19 protein-coding genes are annotated in these 17,476 nt (G+C 55.0%); all 19 read right to left on the reverse strand.

The features are described from left to right. Nucleotides 1-2,085, reverse strand: a complete 2,085-nt coding sequence (locus tag RHOM_RS08810; protein WP_014079950.1) for a bifunctional cobalt-precorrin-7 (C(5))-methyltransferase/cobalt-precorrin-6B (C(15))-methyltransferase — start codon at nucleotides 2,083-2,085, stop codon at nucleotides 1-3. A gap of 22 nt (nucleotides 2,086-2,107) precedes the next feature. Next, nucleotides 2,108-2,878 (reverse strand): precorrin-3B C(17)-methyltransferase, encoded by a 771-nt coding sequence (gene cobJ, locus RHOM_RS08815; protein ID WP_014079951.1) that lies wholly within the window; start codon nucleotides 2,876-2,878, stop codon nucleotides 2,108-2,110. Then, nucleotides 2,878-3,933: a cobalt-precorrin 5A hydrolase gene (locus RHOM_RS08820; protein ID WP_014079952.1), complete on the reverse strand. Its 1,056-nt coding sequence runs from the start codon at nucleotides 3,931-3,933 to the stop codon at nucleotides 2,878-2,880. Before RHOM_RS08820 ends, cobJ begins: the two co-directional genes overlap by 1 nt. After that, nucleotides 3,930-4,706 carry a precorrin-4 C(11)-methyltransferase gene (gene cobM / locus RHOM_RS08825; RefSeq protein ID WP_014079953.1) on the reverse strand — a complete coding sequence of 259 codons (777 nt, stop codon included), beginning with the start codon at nucleotides 4,704-4,706 and terminating at the stop codon, nucleotides 3,930-3,932. Before cobM ends, RHOM_RS08820 begins: the two co-directional genes overlap by 4 nt. A 22-nt stretch (nucleotides 4,707-4,728) precedes the next feature. Continuing rightward, on the reverse strand, nucleotides 4,729-5,865 hold the full coding sequence (gene cbiD / locus RHOM_RS08830; protein WP_014079954.1) for a cobalt-precorrin-5B (C(1))-methyltransferase CbiD: 1,137 nt from the start codon (nucleotides 5,863-5,865) through the stop codon (nucleotides 4,729-4,731). A gap of 4 nt (nucleotides 5,866-5,869) precedes the next feature. Next, nucleotides 5,870-7,591, reverse strand: a complete 1,722-nt coding sequence (locus tag RHOM_RS18195; protein WP_014079955.1) for a precorrin-8X methylmutase — start codon at nucleotides 7,589-7,591, stop codon at nucleotides 5,870-5,872. A gap of 30 nt (nucleotides 7,592-7,621) precedes the next feature. Then, a complete protein-coding gene (cbiB, locus tag RHOM_RS08840) occupies nucleotides 7,622-8,614 on the reverse strand; it encodes an adenosylcobinamide-phosphate synthase CbiB (protein WP_014079956.1) in 993 nt (330 codons plus the stop codon). A gap of 1 nt (nucleotide 8,615) precedes the next feature. Beyond that, nucleotides 8,616-9,248: a histidine phosphatase family protein gene (locus RHOM_RS08845; RefSeq protein ID WP_014079957.1), complete on the reverse strand. Its 633-nt coding sequence runs from the start codon at nucleotides 9,246-9,248 to the stop codon at nucleotides 8,616-8,618. After that, entirely contained in the window at nucleotides 9,245-9,631 is a 387-nt protein-coding gene (locus RHOM_RS08850; RefSeq protein ID WP_014079958.1) for a bifunctional adenosylcobinamide kinase/adenosylcobinamide-phosphate guanylyltransferase, read from the reverse strand. Before RHOM_RS08850 ends, RHOM_RS08845 begins: the two co-directional genes overlap by 4 nt. A 41-nt stretch (nucleotides 9,632-9,672) precedes the next feature. Beyond that, nucleotides 9,673-10,437 carry an adenosylcobinamide-GDP ribazoletransferase gene (locus RHOM_RS08855; RefSeq protein ID WP_014079959.1) on the reverse strand — a complete coding sequence of 255 codons (765 nt, stop codon included), beginning with the start codon at nucleotides 10,435-10,437 and terminating at the stop codon, nucleotides 9,673-9,675. Beyond that, nucleotides 10,428-11,024 carry a bifunctional adenosylcobinamide kinase/adenosylcobinamide-phosphate guanylyltransferase gene (locus RHOM_RS08860; RefSeq protein ID WP_014079960.1) on the reverse strand — a complete coding sequence of 199 codons (597 nt, stop codon included), beginning with the start codon at nucleotides 11,022-11,024 and terminating at the stop codon, nucleotides 10,428-10,430. The genes RHOM_RS08855 and RHOM_RS08860 overlap by 10 nt, the downstream gene beginning before the upstream one ends. 19 nt (nucleotides 11,025-11,043) lie before the next feature. Beyond that, entirely contained in the window at nucleotides 11,044-12,108 is a 1,065-nt protein-coding gene (gene cobT / locus RHOM_RS08865) for a nicotinate-nucleotide--dimethylbenzimidazole phosphoribosyltransferase (RefSeq protein ID WP_014079961.1), read from the reverse strand. 21 nt (nucleotides 12,109-12,129) lie between these two features. Continuing rightward, a complete protein-coding gene (locus tag RHOM_RS08870) occupies nucleotides 12,130-13,614 on the reverse strand; it encodes a cobyric acid synthase (protein WP_014079962.1) in 1,485 nt (494 codons plus the stop codon). Between the two features lie 87 nt (nucleotides 13,615-13,701). Then, a complete protein-coding gene (locus RHOM_RS08875) occupies nucleotides 13,702-14,424 on the reverse strand; it encodes a SpoIIIAH-like family protein (RefSeq protein WP_014079963.1) in 723 nt (240 codons plus the stop codon). Further along, complete coding sequence (locus RHOM_RS08880; protein WP_014079964.1) at nucleotides 14,421-15,089, reverse strand: hypothetical protein; 669 nt, start codon at nucleotides 15,087-15,089, stop codon at nucleotides 14,421-14,423. The genes RHOM_RS08875 and RHOM_RS08880 overlap by 4 nt, the downstream gene beginning before the upstream one ends. Then, the gene (locus RHOM_RS08885; protein ID WP_014079965.1) at nucleotides 15,090-15,659 is read right to left on the reverse strand and encodes a stage III sporulation protein AF; all 570 of its coding nucleotides are present in this window, start codon (nucleotides 15,657-15,659) and stop codon (nucleotides 15,090-15,092) included. Nucleotides 15,660-15,670: 11 nt separating this feature from the next. Beyond that, nucleotides 15,671-16,867 (reverse strand): stage III sporulation protein AE, encoded by a 1,197-nt coding sequence (locus tag RHOM_RS08890; protein WP_014079966.1) that lies wholly within the window; start codon nucleotides 16,865-16,867, stop codon nucleotides 15,671-15,673. Further along, nucleotides 16,864-17,247: a SpoIIIAC/SpoIIIAD family protein gene (locus RHOM_RS08895; RefSeq protein WP_014079967.1), complete on the reverse strand. Its 384-nt coding sequence runs from the start codon at nucleotides 17,245-17,247 to the stop codon at nucleotides 16,864-16,866. Before RHOM_RS08895 ends, RHOM_RS08890 begins: the two co-directional genes overlap by 4 nt. Before the next feature lie 14 nt (nucleotides 17,248-17,261). Next, nucleotides 17,262-17,456, reverse strand: a complete 195-nt coding sequence (spoIIIAC, locus tag RHOM_RS08900) for a stage III sporulation protein AC (RefSeq protein WP_014079968.1) — start codon at nucleotides 17,454-17,456, stop codon at nucleotides 17,262-17,264. Nucleotides 17,457-17,476: the final 20 nt, after the last annotated feature.

Here is a 17,476-nt window from a genome sequence, read left to right on the forward strand (position 1 = left end):
TTACCTCTCCTCCCGTCTGTCCGGTTTTTGTTCTTCCCCCTCGCCGTTCTCCGACAGGGAAAACGAGATCACATAGATCGGATTCTCCGCCTGCATCAGATGATGGGAACCTGCTTTTTTTGCGCGGCTGACCGCAATCTGTGTGATCTCTTCCTCACAGATCAAAAGCTCCTTCCACAGTGCCACAACCTCGGCGACCGTCTCAAGCGAGACGGCATTTAAGACAACGCGCACGTTCGGATTTTTCTCCCGGAGTGCCAGAAGAATCTCCCGCAGCCTGCCGCCGCTTCCGCCGATGAACGCGTGCGTCGGCACCGGGAGTTCCCCAAGACATTCCGGTGCCTCCCCCTTTACGACAACAAGGTTCTTCACGCCTGCACGCGATGCATTTTCCGCAATCAGTCCACAGGCTTCCTCTCCATGTTCCACGGCATACACCCGCAGCTGTTTTGACCGCAGCGCCGCCTCCACCGCAATCGAGCCGGTTCCGCTTCCAATATCATAAAATACGCTCTGACTCTTTAACCCGAGCCTGCACAGAGACAGCCAGCGGATCTCCTCCTTCGTCATGGGGACTCGTCCACGCACGAACCAGCGGTCAGGGACTCCCGGAGCGAGCGTCTCCCCCTGTGCCCCCGGATTTTCAATCAGGCAGGCATAGAGTCCATCGTCCTTTAACGTCCGGCACACTTCCGGCGTTCCGTGCCAGATCCGCTCTTCCCTGTAGGAGAGCTGGTATCCGATGGTAAGCTCCACCCCGGACAGTCCCGCCGCCTCAAGTTCTTCCCCGATGCGGATTAGATCGCTTCTGCCTGAAACAATCAGAAATACATTTTCCTCACTGCGCACATACGCTGTAACATCCGCCTCTCTCCCGTGTGTGCTGACTATCTTCGCGTCCTGCCAGCTTTTACCTGCGCGCGCCGCCAGATAGGAGAGCGAGGAGATTCCAGGACAGATGGTGATCCCGGCCTGTAATTTTCCAAGGCGCACTTCTTCCTGCAATGCCTTATACACCGCCTCTGCGCCGCTGTAAAATCCGGTATCACCGGAAAATAAGATGGCAATCCGCCCGATTTTTCTTTCCCTGCAGGAATAAATATACGGAAGAAGATCTGCGGGAAGGTACGCCTCCCGTTTCTCTGCATCCGGCGCGATCAGGGTATCCGCCGCGGCAAGCAGCCGCTTCGCTCCGCAGACCGCCTTCGCCTGCCCAATCGCCTCCCTTGCCTCTCCGGTGAACAACTTTGTGTTCCCCATCCCGATTCCCACAAGAGAAATCTGCAGCGGCTGACGCTTCGTCCCGCTCTTTTTCCCGCAGAGCGTTTCAATTTCGGACAGGACTTTTTCCATGCTCATCCCGCCCGCCTGCTCCGGATTCTGAATCATGACCACCGGGATTTTCGTGTGCTCTGCCGCGCGGATCTTCTCCGGAAATCCGCCCGCCTGTCCGCTCTCCTTGGTCACCAGCACGCCGATGTCATACTGCCGGATCAGCGCCTCGTTGAGCTCCGTTCCAAAAGGTCCCTGCATGGCAATGATCTGCTTCCCCGGAATCTGTTCCCTGTGGCAGATTTCGATGCTCTCCACCCCCGGAAGCACACGCACAAAAAGTCTCTCACGGATCTCCTCCCGGGCGGCATATGCGTGCAGTTCCTTGCTGCCCGTCGTAAGAAGAATGTTCCCCGGCAGCTTAGACAGCAGTTCTACACATTCCTGCGTGTCCGCCACCGTATGTATCATCCACTCGTGCTCTGCGATCTCACGCTCCGCTGCCGTGCTCCGGCTGAGCCTTAAATAGGGAAGATTGGTCTTTTTTGCGCTCTCTTTGATGTGCTCCGTCACCTCCACCGCGTAGGGATGCGTGGCGTCCACCACTGCAAGAAATGTACCGGTTCGCATGAGTTCTTCCATCTCCGGTTCGCCCATCCGCCCTTCCCGGATCACAAGATGCTCCTGCTGACGCATCACTTCCCTGCCGTACTCGGTCGCCACACTCGCCATACAGTCAATCTGTCTGGCACAGAGTGCCTCCGCCAATTCTCTTCCCTCCGTTGTCCCGGAAAAAATCAATATTTCTGCCATATTCTCTCCATTTCCAGACCTCTTATCCGCGCTCCTTCGCACGCGCCCTGGCGCCTGCCCCGATCTGATAGCCGCGCTTTGTGACAAGCTTATCTCCCATAATGACCGACTGTGAGTTGCCGATAAATACCGTGGTAAACATATTCACCTGAATCTCACGAAGTTCCTGCAGGGTGCAGGTGTGTGCCGTCTCCCCGTCTCTTCCGATGTTTTCCACATAGCCGCAGGCACGCGTTCCCTTCGCCCCGGCATCCAGCAGAATATCACAGGCGCGCTGCAGATAATCTGCGCGCTTCCTGCTCGACGGATTGTAGAGCGCTATCGCGAAATCCCCCAGAACAGCTGCCCGAAGCCGCGCTTTAATCTGCTCCCACGGAGTCAGAAGATCGCTTAAGCTGATCACGCAGAAGTCATGGTTTAACGGCGCGCCGAGCACTGCCGCACCACTGCTTGCCGCGGTAATCCCCGGTACCACCGTAAGTTCACAGGACGGATATTCTGCGCTCATCTCATACATGAGTGACGCCATCCCGTAGATTCCTGCGTCCCCGCTACAGATCAGCGCTACGCGCTTTCCCTTCTTGGCCTCCTCATAGCACATCCTGCATCGCTCCACTTCCTGGCGCATCGGAGTCGACAAAAACGTTTTCCCCAAAAATCGTTCCCCGAGAAGATTCAGATACACCGTATATCCCACAATTACGTCACAGGAATCCAGCACGGTGAGCGCTTCCTGTGTCATATCTTCCTCTCTGCCCGGTCCCATTCCGACAATATAGATTTCATGTTTCATCAAAACTTCACACTCCATTTTTTCTCTGCTATGGCAAGCGTCTTGCCCTCACATGCCGTCTTTTGCACCAGAAGTCTGCCGCCCTCCCCCGCCGCGCAGACCGCCGCGCGCTCACACACATTATCCACGCCGACCTGTTGCGCCACAAAGCCGGATGACGTGAATGTACCGTCCACACACTGCAGGCGCCCGGCCGGATAAGTGAGAAAAGGAACCGCTAACTGCTCTGCCAGTGCCAGAATTCCTACCTCATCCGCTTTTACATCGACCGACGCGATTCCCGCCACCGCCATGCTGGAAAGCTTCTCTTTTTCCAGGGTCTCCCGCACAAACGCTTCCAGTTCCTCTTCGCTTTTGCCCCTTCTGCACCCGACGCCAAGCAGCAGGCAGGACGGAATCAGCCATAAGCTGCATCGTTCCCCGGCTTCGCACTGCGGCGCGACCAGCACATCCACCGGCTCCTTTGGCGGATACGGTACCAGTCTTACCTCCGGCGGAATCTCTCCTTCACATTCTCCGGCGACGGACATGGTAAGATACCCGGCGCGCAGAAGCCCGGCGGACACCCGGGCGATTCCGTCATGACCGGCAACGGCAAGACGGTTTGACGCTGCAAACACATCCACCGCAAAAAGCCCGTTCACATCCGTCGCCGTGGTGAGCACGGCAGTCGCACCGAGGGCTCTTGAAAGTTCCCCGGCAAGCCGGTTGGCTCCCCCATAATGACCTGCAAGAAGCGGGATCACAAACTGCCCCGCCTCATCCGCCACGAGCACCGGAACATCGGAAAGCTTATCTTTTACATGCGGTGCGATACTCCTGACCGCAATCCCGCATGCCCCGATAAACAGGAGCGCATTTCCCGCCGCAAACTGTTTTCCTGTCCATTCGGCAAGTGGCTGATCCACGGAAATCCCTATCCCCTCTGCCCGGGCGTCGCTGCATTTTGTATATAATTTACAGGACCATACGGCATCCATCGCTTCCTGAATGTGTTCTGCCAGTTCTGCCCCCCTGTAAGTAAAGCTGATGACAGCTATGTCCGTCTTCTTCACTTTGTCTCTCCCTGTTCCTTTTTTGCCTTCCGGTATCCCGTGGTAAACCCGGGATCATACAGCTTCGAGCGCTCATACCCCGGCGCTGCCAGCACATCTCCCACCAGAATCAGCGCCGTCTTCGTAATCTGATGCTCCACCGCCACAGCAGCAAGCGTCTCCACCGTGCACACGTACGCCTCCTCGTCCGGCCAGGTCGCCTTATAGACGATCGCTGCCGGCGTATCCGGCGCATACCCTCCGTCCATCAGTCTTTTCGACAGTTCTTTTACCATTCCCGCACTTAAGTAGACTGCCATGGACGCCTGATGTGCGGCAAAACTCTCGATGCTCTCCCGCTCCGGCACTGCCGTGCGTCCTGCCATCCGCGTGATAATCAGGCTCTGCGAGATCCCCGGCAGCGTATACTCCAGATTCAGATCCGCCGCCGCGCCAAAGCATGCGCTGACGCCGGGACAGCTCTCATAGGAAATCCCCTCCGCTGCAAGTACATCCATCTGTTCACGCACCGCCCCGTAGAGACTCGGCTCCCCGGTGTGAAGCCGCACGGTGGTAAGCCCTTTTTCCTCCGCCTCCCGGATGACCGCAAGCACTTCCTCCAACGTCATTTTTGCGCTGTCATAGATCTTTGCCCCGCTTCCGGCATAAGAAAGAAGCTCCGGATTCACGAGCGATCCCGCATAGATAATGACATCCGCCTGCTCCAGCAGTCTCATTCCGCGGACCGTGATTAAATCCTTTGCTCCCGGACCCGCCCCGACAAAATATACCATATCGTTTCCTCCTTAAACTGCGTTACTGCAAATGTTCTTCTTCCCCGCGGATTCGTTCCAGAAGTTCTACCGCACCGTCGCTTCTCGCCAGCTCGCCGTACCCGTTCGCATAGAGAATGCATTCCACACGCAGTTCCTCTTTCACCCGCTTCTTTAAATAAAAAAGAATCTTTTTCATTAAAAGTTCCATCGTCGCGGAAAGACATCCGTCCTTGACAATGTAGGCGAGCGCCTCCTCCGTCACAAGACAGTCTAAGATCTTCCCCAGCGTATCGGGCGCACACCCGGCGCGGTATGCCGCAGCCATCAGAAGCTCCATGCGCGCGTCCGCCTCCCTGGAATGTGTGTCCATAATTCCGCCGGAGAGCTTTACCAGCTTTCCGATGTGTCCGGTCAGAAGCACCGCCTCAAATCCGAGCTCCACCGCCATATCCATCGTCTTCCCGATAAAATTGCTGCACTTGACGCTTCGGTCCAGATCGAACCCGTAAGCGCGCTTCATATATTCCAGACCGTAATTTCCCGGTGAGATTGCCGCAAACCGGTTTCCCTCTTCGCGCTTCTGCTTAAGCTCCACATAGATCGTGTCAAGGAGCGCCTGACTGCTCATGGGCTCCACAATCCCGGTCGTTCCAAGGATTGAGATACCGCCCACAATACCGAGTCTCGGGTTGAACGTCTTTTGGGCAAGTTCCTCTCCCCCCTGCACCGAAATCTCCACCAAAAGGCTCCCCGCATAATCGGTAAGCGCACACACTTCTTCCACCTCGCGGGTAATCATCTCCCGCGGCACATGATTGATCGCCGCGCTCCCGACGGGCTGGTCTAACCCCGGTCTTGTGACCGTTCCGACACCCGCGCCTCCCGTAATAAGAATCTGCGGTTTTCCGCAGTCTTTTTCCTGTTTCTGCTCCTGCCAGGATACTTCCGCAAAAATCAGTGTTCCCGTCGTGATGTCCGGATCATCTCCGCCATCTTTTCTGACAGCACAGCGCACGGAATGCTCCGTGCGGCTGATCTCTTCCATCCTGGCATGGTAGAGGATGCCTTTTGGCGTGGTGATGGTAATCTCGTGCTTTTCTCTGCCGGTAAGAAGCATATAAGCCGCCGCCTTTGCCGCCGCTGCGGCGCAGCTTCCCGTCGTAAATCCATAGCGCATGGGCTCACCTCCCAAGCTCGTAGAGAATCGCATTGCAAATGGCAGCCGCGACATTGCTGCCGCCCTTTCTTCCACGGTTTACAATATGCGGTATCTTCGTCTGTAAAATCAGTTCCTTCGCCGCCTCCACATTGACAAACCCGACCGGAACGCCGATGATGAACGCTGGGCGGTAGCCCTCCTCTATCATCCCGTATAGCTGGATTAAAGCTGTCGGCGCATTTCCGATCGCAAAGATGACCGGTTTTTCGATCTTTGCCGCCCGTTCCATGCTCACGGTGGCGCGGGTAACGCCCCGCTCCTTCGCCTCTCTTGCCACATCCTCGTCCGCCATAAAGCAGTGTACCGATCCGCCGTAGCGTGCGAGCACGCGCTTGTTGATGCCGGAGAGCGCCATGTTGGTGTCCGTCACAATGTCCGCGCCCTCTGTGATGAGCCACTTTGCCGTCTCCACCGCTCCCGCGGAGTAGGTCATCGTCTGCGCATAGGAAAAATCGGCGCTCGTGTGGATCACACGCTTCGTGACCATTGCTTCCTCCACAGGCAGCGTAATCCCCCGAAGCTGCAATTCTTCCTCGATGATGGAAAAGCTGCGCTTCTCTATCTCCTGTGGCATCACATACTCGATTCCGTCGGGCACTGCTGCCGGCTTTTTATCATCTTTGCCGTTTTCCACCACGCTGCTTCCCGTCACCTGCGCCAGCGCCGCAAGCAGGCGTTCATTCTCCTCGCGCCGTCTGACCGCAATCCGGTAATATCCCCCGGAAAGTCCCCGGTAGTTGCTGCAGTCGCGGATCAGAATCCCCTTCTTTAAGAGCTCTTTTGCCAGCGGACGCCCGTCTTTTATCATCAGGAAATTGGCGTTTGACGCAAACACAGTAATGCCAATTTCCGACAGCTGCTCCGTAAGCCAGGCACGCTCCCTGCAGACAAATGCCACCGAGTGCTCCACATACGCGCGCTGCCCGCAGGCCACACATCCCGCCTGCTGCGCAAACACCGACAGATTCCACTCCGGCAGATCGGCTCTTATCGCTTCCGTAAGAGCAGCATCGCTGCAGACGAGATAGCCGAGCCGCACTCCCGGCATGGCATAGAGCTTCGTAAATGCCCGCACGATCACAACTCTCGGATAATTCCGATACTTTTTTAAGAAGGAATAGCGTTCTTCCGCTCCGGTAAACATCACAAAACATTCGTCCAGAATCAGGGTCACACCGTACTTCTGACAGCGCTCTGCAATCTTCTCCAACAGTTCCGGCTCCACCACCGTACCCACCGGATTATTCGGGACTGCCAGAAAAACGGCGTTCACACCCTCCCCGATGGCAGTAAGAAAGCGCTCCGTCACCGCGTAGCCGTCCGTCTCAAGCAGTTCGTGGCAGCAGATCTCTGCTCCCACAGACTTTGCCGCATACTCGTATCCGTAAAATGACGGTACAGGAAGCAGCACCTTTTTCGCATGAACCGCTCTTAAAATGGCAGGAAACAGTTCTGACGCACCGTTTCCGCACACAATATCCGCAGGCGCAATCCCTTTTGCCCCGGCGATGGCATCCCGCAATGCCTCCGACCGGATATCCGGATACCGCTCACACCATGCCACTGCCGCCTCAAGCGCCTCACGCACCCGCTGCGGCATCCCGAACGGATTGATGTTGACCGAAAAATCAAGCGATACCTGATTGCGGTATATGTCTCCTCCATGTATGTTCTGCTGCACCATCCCGGTTCTTCCTCCTGTTCTGTCTCTATGCTACCACACAATGGCTGTCACGCACAACCAGACAGCCATACAAATTCCCCATCCGAAAAATGCCATCCCATACAGCAGGCGGTTGGCACGTCTGATATCCTCTGTCTCCACTGCTCTGAGCGGATCACCGATGTACGGCTTTTTGACGATTCTTCCAAAATAGCTGGCATCTCCTGCCAGTCTTATGCCGAGCGCTCCCGCACATGCCGCCTCGGTCTGTGCGGAGTTCGGGCTGGCATGCTGATACCGGTCCCGCTTAAAAATCTTCATCGCATTCTTCTGGTCAAATTCGTTTCCAAGGAAACAGCAGGATAAGATCATGAGCATGGCGCTGATGCGCGCCGGAATGAAATTGACAACATCGTCCAGCATTGCCGCCGCCGTGCCAAATGCGTGATACCTGTCATTTTTATATCCCACCATCGAATCCATGGTGTTGACCGCCTTATAAAAAAAACCTCCCACCGGTCCAAACAGCGCCAGATAGAGCATCGGCGCGATCACTCCGTCGGAGGCATTCTCAGCCACGGTCTCGATCGCCGCCTTCGCCACGCCCTCCTCATCCAGACATTCCGTATCTCTTCCGACGATCATGGAGACTGCCTTTCTCGCCCCGCACAGATCATGCTCCGAAAGCTGCTTGTACACTTTCATGCTCTCCGTCTTCAAGCATTTTGTGGCAAGCATCTGGTAGGTCATGACACTCTCTGTAACAACCCCCGCCGCCGGATGGATCCGGTACGCCGCAAACAGGACTGCTGCCGCAAAAAAGAGTACCGGAAGAAGCACGAACGCCACAAGCCACCTTCCCTTTTTCTTCTCGGCGGCTTCATTTCGCACCGCGCCGTCTGTCTCTCCAAGCAGCTTTCGATCCAGCCATCCGATCAGGCGCCCGATCCACCGGATCGGATGCGGCAGCCAGTACGGATCGCCGAACAGCAGATCCATCACAAATCCGATTGTAAACGCCGTCATATGATATACCGAGAGCATGTCATTCCTCCAACTTTCTCACATCCGCAATTTTTATCGTGTCTCTTAAAGTATTTCCCGCTGCATCAAATTCCACAGACAGTCGTCCTTTATATCCTTTCGCATTTGCGCACTGGTAATCGTAATAACTGCCCTCCGCAAAAGCGTCCAGAAGCGCCATGATCGTTCCGCCGTGCACGATGAGTGCAAGCGACGCCGGAAGCTTCTCCCGCGTCCACACTTCCTTAAGCAGCTCACAAAATCCCTCCACGCACCGTCTCTGGAACTGTTCTCTGCTCTCCCCTTGCGGAAACGGCAGCGTTCCGTTGCTGTCGATCCACGCCTGATAGCGGACATCCGCTTTCAGTTCCTCATAGTTATGCCCTTCAAACGCGCCAAAATCCATCTCCCGGAACTGATCGAAAACGCATGGCGCCTGTCCGGGGTACAACAGCTCTGCCGTCTGTCTGCAGCGCTCCAGCGGACTTGCCGCAACGCATGCTGCCGCCGGATAAACGCCTTTTTTCTGCAATGTGAGAAGCTGCTCTCTGCCTTTTTGTGAAAGCGGCTCATCCGTTCTTCCGATATAGCGGTGCTCTTCATTCCCGGGCGTCATACCGTGACGGATCAGTGCCATGTCTGCCTCATACCTCATTTGATCCGCTCTCCGATCCCGCACACAATGCGCTCCACGCGGTCTGCCTTTTCTGCCAGCCCGCACAGCAGCCTGCCGGTCGTCTCCCGGTACTCGCGCTCCTCATGGTCCAGCGGCACAATTCCGTTGCCGATCTCATCACTGATAATGATGCAGTCCGGGTGTTCCAGAAGCAGCCTGCCGGTCAGCTCTCTTACATCCGCTCCATCCTTAAGCAGCCTCTTCACCCACAGATGGTAGTGGTTACAGACCGGCGCCTCCTTGGATGTTCTCCCGGTAAACGTCTCTGTGGCTCCGTCCCACACCGGATGTTTTTCCCCCGGATGCCTCCCTTTGACATAAGCAAGTTTTCCCTGTGCATATCCGCCAATGTATAGTTCCATGTGTTATCCTTTCTGATGCGTCATCCCGCAATGCTTCATTCCTAGCCGATCAGCCCTGCCGCCGCCACAAGCACCGCCATCACACCCTCGCACAGCGTCACAAAATACCCCGCGAGGTCTCCGGTAATACCGCCAAATTCCTGGTAACTCTTCTGTCTGTAGTACGCGTAGGTAAGCCCTGCTGCCGCACACGCAAGAGCACCGGTTTTCACCGATACGGCAAGCATCAGCCCGACGCAGAGTACAAGCTGCAGATACAGCGCCGTTAGCACCACCCGCCGGTGCGCCTCGCTCGCGAACTGATAGAGCATCCCGTTCGTCTTGGCACAGCGCAGGGATACGACACCGATCCCGCTTAAGGTGCGCGACAAAAAAAAGCCTGCGGCAAGTACTAAAATCTGTTCTTTTTCCGTGATCATGGACACTGCTCCCAGATAGATCAGCTCATACATCACAAAACAGATCACGGCAAACGCGCCGATGTGGGAATCTTTTAAAATCTCCAGTTTGCGCTCCCTGTCGCGGTAAGAATGCAGCGCGTCCATGGTGTCCATAAACCCGTCCGCATGAAATCCGCCGGATATTGCAAGCGGCAGAACCGCTCCTACCGCCGCCCGGGCAGTGGACGGGATCCCATACACGCCCGCGAACCGGTTCCACAACAGGAAACACAATCCGATCACCGCTCCGACCCACGGGAAGAAGCACAGCGTATAGCGCATGTCCTCCTCCTTCCACGCGAACTGCGGCACCGGAATTTTAGAATAAATCGAAAATGCTATAAAAAAAGACTTTATCACGGACATGCCGGTGCTCCTTTCTGTCTGTGTCCCTGTTTCTCTGCCACCGCTACCGGAAGCTTTCCCTTTCTTGCAACGGGAATTCCCGCAATCACTTCCACCACAACGTCCGAACGCTCTGCCAGTCTCACATTGATGCTGCCGAGCGCCCGAAGATATTCCATGGTGGAAGTATCATAGACGATGCCATCCTCAAACACATTGTTGGTGACAATGACAAGTTCTTCCGTCTCCTGCGCCAGCACGCCAATCTGCGTGACAATCTTTTCCGCGACCTGCTCACTGCCCGCCGGTTCTTCCGTGTCAAACATTTCATTGGCAGCCAGATTCGACATGCACTCCAGGAGCACCACGCCGCCACCGGCCTCCCGAAGTGCGGGAAGGCACTGCATGATGTCCGTCGGCTGCTCGATCGTCACAAAGCCTTTGCCTGCGCGCATCCTTTTATGGCGCTGCACCTTTTTTTGCCCTTCCTCGCCGAACACATGCATGGTTGCCAGGTAGAAGTGCCTTTTCTCTTTTTGACACTCCAATGCCACTTTTTCCGCATAAGCTGACTTTCCGCTGCCGCTTCCGCCGATCACCAGAATCATGTCCTACTCCTCTCTGAGGCTACCCGAATCTGTGATACGGTGCCACATCAATATCCGCAAACGTGGTGCGCTCGCCGTAGATCGTCCGCGCAATGTCCAGCAGTCCGCACATCATCACAGCTCCGGTTCCCTCTCCCAGCGCCAGTCCCGCATCTAACACCGGGCGGATTCCCAGTTTTTCCAATATGCGCTCCGCCGCCGGTTCCCTGCTCTTGTGTGACGGTATCACGTAATCGCGCACGCCGGGAATCATCCGCTCCGCCGCAAGCGCAGCCACCGCACTGATGACTCCGTCAACGACCACCGGTACATGTGCCAGGGCACCGCCGATAAACACGCCGGAAAGTCCGGCGATATCCAGTCCGCCCACTGCGCACAGCACATCGAATGCGTCCGCCTGATAGAGTTCATGCATCTGGATTCCCTCTTCGACCACCGCAATCTTGCGTAAAAGCGCCGTGTCACTGAGTCCGGCTCCCTTTCCGGTGATCTCCTTCGGATCGCAGGATAACAGTGCCGCCGCCACCGCACTGCTGGTCGTTGTGTTGCCGATTCCCATCTCACCGGTCGCAAGCAGCTTATAGCCCTCGTGTGCAAGCCGCTTCGCAAGCTCCATGCCAATCTCAATCGCCGCCAGTGTCTCCTGCTCCGTCATCGCCCGTTCCTTGATAAAATTTCTGGTTCCGCGACGCACTTTGCACGGCAGCACGCCCTCCGGCGATCCCTCTTCGTTGATTCCGATGTCCACCGGTATTACCTCGACGCCGGCTGCTTTTGCCATCCGGCAGACAGAGCTCGTCCCTCTCCCCATGGCTGCCGCCACCTTCGCCGTCACATCCTGTCCGGACTGGCTGATCTTCTCCTCCACAATTCCGTTGTCCGCACACATCACAACCACTGCTTTTCTGGAAATATCAAGGGCGGGATCACGCCGGATTGCTCCGATGCGGGCAAACAATTCCTCAAATTCTCCCATCCCGTCCAGCGGCTTTGCAAGCGCATCCCAGTTGCCGAGGACTTCCTTATAGACCGCCTGATCCGGCGGCTCTATCTTCAACTGTCTCATCTGCTGTCTGTCTAACATCCCACACACCTCTCTCTTTTGTCACTCATATTCCCGCATCATCTTATAGATCGCATCGAGATCCAGATACTTGCGCAGCGTTGCCGCCAGCTTGTCGTACTGCTGCTCCTTGAACAATCCGTAGTCCACGCCGTCCTCCCCGAGCACGAGTCCCTTCCTCTCTGCGAGGTGCCGCACGATCTTCCCGGCGATTGAGCCATGGTCAAAAATGCCGTGCACGTAGGTGCCGCACACATTTCCCGCAAAGACGCCGTCCGTGCGTTCCTTCCCGGTAATCTCGTCGCGGATCCTGCAGAAAGGTTCGCAGTCCCCCTCCGGTCTGCTGATTCCCATGTGAATCTCATAGCCGCTCAGTTCACATCCGTCCAGCATCCCGCCAAGAATCTCTCCGCCAACCCGGGTTCGCACTTTCTGTTCCCCCAGCTCTGTCGTGACCGGAAGTAATCCCATTCCCCGGATCACACCGCCCGTCTCCACGCCGTGCGGGTCCGCAATCTGTTTTCCGAGCATCTGGTAGCCGCCGCAGATTCCAAAAATGAACGTCTCCGCGCTTCTGTGAAGAATCGCTGCCTCCAGACCGTTCTGGCGCATCCATTTTAAATCCTCCATCGTATTCTTGCTTCCCGGCAGAAGAATCATATCGGGATGATGCAGCTTTTCCACCGAATCGACATAGCGCAGCGACACATCCTCAAACTGCTCAAATACCGAGAAATCCGTAAAATTGGAGATGCGCGGAAAACGTATCACTGCAATGTCGACCGCCGCCTCCTGCCTCGCATCAAACCGGGTCGTCAGACTGTCCTCATCCTCGAGGGAAATCTGCATGTACGGCACCACCCCGACGACCGGAACGCCGCCGCGCTCTTCCAGCATCCGGATTCCCGGCGCAAGAATGGACACATCGCCCCGGAATTTATTGATGATAAATCCTTTTACCCGCCTGCGCTCCGACTCCTCCAGAAGAAGCTGTGTCCCGAGCAGCTGCGCGAACACTCCGCCCCGGTCAATATCTCCGGCGATCAGCACCGGCGCATTCAAAAGTTCCGCCAGCCCCATGTTCACGATATCATTCTCTTTTAAGTTGATCTCCGCCGGGCTTCCCGCGCCTTCGATCACAATGATGTCCGCCTGCTCCTCAAGCCTGTGGTACGCCGCAAGAATGTCCGGCACCAGTTTTTTCTTATAAGCAAAATAATCCCTGGCACTCATATTCCCGATCACTTCGCCGTTCACAATCACCTGGGAACCGATGTCGTTGGTTGGCTTTAACAGGATCGGATTCATCGCTACCGTCGGTTCCATCCCCGCCGCTTCCGCCTGCATCACCTGCGCCCGCCCCATCTCAAGCCCTTCTTTTGTGATAAAGGAATTTAACGCCATATTCTGTGATTTAAAGGGTGCCACCCGGTAGCCGTCCTGCCGGAAAATGCGGCAGAGTCCCGCCGCAATCAGGCTCTTTCCCGCATTCGACATGGTCCCCTGTATCATGATGCGCATTGCCATAGCTTACTCCAATCTAAAAAAATCTCCATGCCTCAAATAGCATGGAGATTATACTACATATCCGCCTCTTTTACCAGTATTTTAAGCTTATTCCCCGCTCTCATCCACCACAATCGGGGTAATGACAATCTTATCCGCCGCAATGTTGGTCTTGCGTTTTACAATATCTTCCACCTGTGCCCGCTTTGCATCCGTCACCTCTCCCATATTTAAGACAACGTCGCAGTTATCTTCCGTGATGCTCACCACCACATCGGAAAATCCCTTTGCCTCCAGCAGCATTTCCGCAGCTGCCTCCCGCTCGGCAATATCCGTCATGGCGATCATCTTGTTGACAGCATCCTGCTTTAAGCTCTCATCGATCGTCGTATTGTTTACAATCTCAAGCAGGGATTCCTTATTCTTGGAGCGGATCTGCTCGCGGTTTAATTTCATCTCCGCCGCATAATCGAGGTTCGCAATCGTCGTGCTTGTAAGCACCGCCTCCCCAGGATTCTCGACGTCCGCGGCACCGTCCGTCATCTGTGCCACATCCCCGGACTGCGCGGCATCCACTGCTGCCGTCTCCGTTCCTTCCACAAGCGCCAGTTCCTCCCCGGTTCCCTCATCGGTAAAGATCTCCTGCTCCGCAAGCATATCCTCCTCCGATATGTCGTATGTATCCTGCACCGTTCCCGCATCCGCGCTCGCTTCCGCCGTCACCTGGCCATCTTCCATATTGTTGTTCATGTAGCTGAAATATCCTGCCACCGCAATCATAAGTGCCAATGCTGTTATCACCAGCTGGTTTTTCCGAAATATTTTCTTCACTCCGATTCCTCCCTGGAACACATCTTAACTACTCTAATCCTATGCGGTTCCACCTTTAATAATGCCTGCACGGACTCTGAAATCTCAGAAACCGCCGCCGGGTTCCCGCCTCCCTCTGCGACCACCACAACGCCTGCCACCGTCGGCAGCGTCTCTTTCTGTACATACGGATATTTTTCATCTGCAGTCTCCACGTATACCGTCGAATCTTCCCCCGCCTGTTCTGTCACACTGCGCTCCCCGCCTCCGGAATCACGCTCGCCCGTCGAAGAGGAAGTTGTCTTTTTGTCCTTCTCCACAATCTGTTCGCCCCCGTCTGAAACGGTAATCATGACGTCCACTCTGCCCACCCCGTCCATCTGCATCAGAATATTCTCGAGCTTCTTCTCCAGATATTGGACATATTCCTGCTCTCCCTCCTCCGATGTCTGGCTGCCTGACGCCGTCCCTCCACTATCTCCTGACGCCGTTCTTCCGCTGCCGCCTGACGTCTCCTTTTCCCCCTGTGCCGTGTTATATGCCTTTTCTGCTGTGCCATCCCCACTCTCCACCGGCAGTGCAATCACAAGCAATAATATCCCCGCCAGCGCGAGCAGCAGCCAGTCGCTTTTCTTCCAGCTGCGCCAGTTTTTGTTCTGTAAGATCCGTTTCAGTTTTTCAGGCATTTACGTTCCTCCCACATAATTCACCCGTATTCCGGAATCCTCCATCCCGTAGTACGCCGCCAGTTCTTCCTTTACTTTCCCGCAGACCTCCTGGTTCTCCCCTGACTCTGCCGCATCTGACACGCTGATTCTTCCGACCGAAATCTCATCCGCGTTCTCATCTGTGATGTAAATACAAATCTCCTGCATCGTATGATCCTCCCCCAGTTCCACCGTAACGCTCTGGGTGCCAAGCCCGTACTCCTGCAGCATATCATCCACCTTCTCCCTGATATTTTCCGCGATGACATTCTCATACTCTGTGCGGTATCTGTCCTGATTCAGATAAGCGATTTTCTGCGTATCGCGGGAAAATTCCGACAGTTTTTCCATGCACTGGGCATATGCCATTTTTTCATAAAACGTATCTTTTCCGCCAAACAGTACAAACAGCGGTCTCAATGCTGCAAGCACCATCAGAAGCTGCGCGTAAAAACGGATATATTTCCGGTATTGTTTCCCCGGCGGCAGATAACTTAGCAGCACCAGAAGCACAAACAGAATGACAAATCCTCTCATATATGCGTTCATGGCACGTCCCCCTATGCATGTGATGTGACTGCCGCCGTCTGCAGCGCAATCGTAGCAAAAAACAGTACAATGCCATAGCAGACCAGCTTCAGATAAAGCACGCCTCCCTGCGCCATGCTCTTAATGCATCCGACAATCCTCTTATCCGCCACCGGCTCCGCCACCGCCGCCGCAAGTTTATAGAGAACTGACATACAGGCAAGCTTTAGAACCGGGATGCAGCCCACCGCAAGCAGCACGATCAGTGCCGTCACCCCCACACAGTTTTTGATCAGTATTCCGGCGCCGAACATAAGCTCCCCGATTCCTCCAAGCACATTCCCCACCCCCGGAATCATCATCGCCGCACGGCTGACCGCTCCGTTTAAAAGGCGGTCCTTTGCCGGTGCAAGCAGTCCCTGCATGACGTTTAATCCGAGCACCGCCATCATCGCGCTCTTCATCCCCCAGGAGATCACTCCAGCCAATAATTCCGTAAAATTCTGGAATTTTTCATCCTCGAAAAAGTGATTGAACAGCTCCGTCACCACATACACACGGATGAAGGGAAGCAGCACCGAAAGAAAGAGCCACTCCACCAGATAAATGACCAGAAACGCCAGCTGATAAAAGGCGGCGGAGCTCTCCGCCCCCGAGGAAAATACCATGCTGATGCCAAACGCCGGAATGAGTGCCTTCATAAAATCGATGCTGCCGTTTAGCGCTTCTTCCGCTACCGTTCCATAGATTTCAAAAGACTTTAGCAGCAGCACACAGAGCACGCCGTAGACCAGCAGGAAACAGATGTCGGAAACATAATTTTTCTCAAAGGTTCCCGAGAAATTCTTAAGCATGGAAAAACCCGCTGCAAGCAGCACCACCTCCACCAGAATTGTTTTGCCGGTCTTTATCTCATACAGCAGGGCATCACACAGCCACTGTCCGATTTTTTCCATGGAGGTCACTCCGATTCCATCCGCAAGCAGTTCCTGCACCATCACGGAGAAGCTGAATTTTTCCCTCTGCTCCGGAAACAGCTCCTCTTTGGTCCACGTATCCAGTTCCGCAAAGTCCAGATCTTCCAGAAACGTTTTTAAATATGTCTCCTGCGTCTTCTCCGCGCTCCCCGTCCCGCCGTCATAATCTGCCGCCTGCACAGTCACAGGCATTCCGGTCAAAACCAAAAACATGCACACCAGACAGAAGCTTCTCTTTCCACACTCTCTCATAAAAAACTCCCCACCGCGTCCAAAAATGCTCCAAACACAGGCACACTCACCACCAGAATGGACAGCTTTGCAAACATTTCAATCTGTCCTGCGATCGCAGAATAACCGGAATCCCTGCACAGGTTCGCCGCAAATTCCGCCACATACGTGATTCCCACCATCTTTACCACCAGCCCGATGTATCTGCCATCGACCGGAAGCTGCGACTTGATGGAATCCACAAAGAGCAGTACAGTCTCCACCTTTGTGAGCAGATAGATAAAAATGCAGATTCCCACAACCATTGCAACAAACGTACTGTACTCTCCCTTTTCTCTCTTGAGCGGAATTGCAAGAAATACTCCCGCGATGCCAAGAACCGCTATTTTTACAATATCCATCGTTTTCTCCCGGCTTACAGCGCAAACAGCGACTGCATCGTCTCAAATAATTCATAGATATACGGAACGATCCAGAACAGCACAATGATAAGCCCGGCAAGGCTGGTCAAAAACGCATGCTCCTCCCTGCCGCTGTGCTTTAAGACCTGTCCGATCACTGTCACAAGAATCCCGACTGCCGCTATCTTAAAAATCAAATTCACGCTCATCGTATTTCTTTCCTTTCTGT

Origin of the sequence: Roseburia hominis A2-183, from assembly GCF_000225345.1 — a bacterium.
Taxonomy (GTDB): domain Bacteria; phylum Bacillota; class Clostridia; order Lachnospirales; family Lachnospiraceae; genus Roseburia; species Roseburia hominis.

Excerpts from the sequence above, each read along its gene's own strand:
- RHOM_RS08810 (WP_014079950.1), bottom strand. The coding sequence starts at position 2,085 with ATGGCAGAAATATTGATTTTTTCCGGGACAACGGAGGGAAGAGAATTG.
- cobJ (WP_014079951.1), bottom strand. The coding sequence starts at position 2,878 with ATGAAACATGAAATCTATATTGTCGGAATGGGACCGGGCAGAGAGGAA.
- cobM (WP_014079953.1), bottom strand. The coding sequence starts at position 4,706 with ATGGTATATTTTGTCGGGGCGGGTCCGGGAGCAAAGGATTTAATCACG.
- cbiD (WP_014079954.1), bottom strand. The coding sequence starts at position 5,865 with ATGCGCTATGGATTTACGACGGGAAGCTGCGCCGCAGCGGCGGCAAAG.
- RHOM_RS18195 (WP_014079955.1), bottom strand. The coding sequence starts at position 7,591 with ATGGTGCAGCAGAACATACATGGAGGAGACATATACCGCAATCAGGTA.
- cbiB (WP_014079956.1), bottom strand. The coding sequence starts at position 8,614 with ATGCTCTCGGTATATCATATGACGGCGTTTACAATCGGATTTGTGATG.
- RHOM_RS08845 (WP_014079957.1), bottom strand. The coding sequence starts at position 9,248 with ATGAGGTATGAGGCAGACATGGCACTGATCCGTCACGGTATGACGCCC.
- RHOM_RS08850 (WP_014079958.1), bottom strand. The coding sequence starts at position 9,631 with ATGGAACTATACATTGGCGGATATGCACAGGGAAAACTTGCTTATGTC.
- RHOM_RS08855 (WP_014079959.1), bottom strand. The coding sequence starts at position 10,437 with ATGTCCGTGATAAAGTCTTTTTTTATAGCATTTTCGATTTATTCTAAA.
- RHOM_RS08860 (WP_014079960.1), bottom strand. The coding sequence starts at position 11,024 with ATGATTCTGGTGATCGGCGGAAGCGGCAGCGGAAAGTCAGCTTATGCG.
- cobT (WP_014079961.1), bottom strand. The coding sequence starts at position 12,108 with ATGTTAGACAGACAGCAGATGAGACAGTTGAAGATAGAGCCGCCGGAT.
- RHOM_RS08870 (WP_014079962.1), bottom strand. The coding sequence starts at position 13,614 with ATGGCAATGCGCATCATGATACAGGGGACCATGTCGAATGCGGGAAAG.
- RHOM_RS08880 (WP_014079964.1), bottom strand. The coding sequence starts at position 15,089 with ATGCCTGAAAAACTGAAACGGATCTTACAGAACAAAAACTGGCGCAGC.
- RHOM_RS08885 (WP_014079965.1), bottom strand. The coding sequence starts at position 15,659 with ATGAACGCATATATGAGAGGATTTGTCATTCTGTTTGTGCTTCTGGTG.
- RHOM_RS08890 (WP_014079966.1), bottom strand. The coding sequence starts at position 16,867 with ATGAGAGAGTGTGGAAAGAGAAGCTTCTGTCTGGTGTGCATGTTTTTG.
- RHOM_RS08895 (WP_014079967.1), bottom strand. The coding sequence starts at position 17,247 with ATGGATATTGTAAAAATAGCGGTTCTTGGCATCGCGGGAGTATTTCTT.
- spoIIIAC (WP_014079968.1), bottom strand. The coding sequence starts at position 17,456 with ATGAGCGTGAATTTGATTTTTAAGATAGCGGCAGTCGGGATTCTTGTG.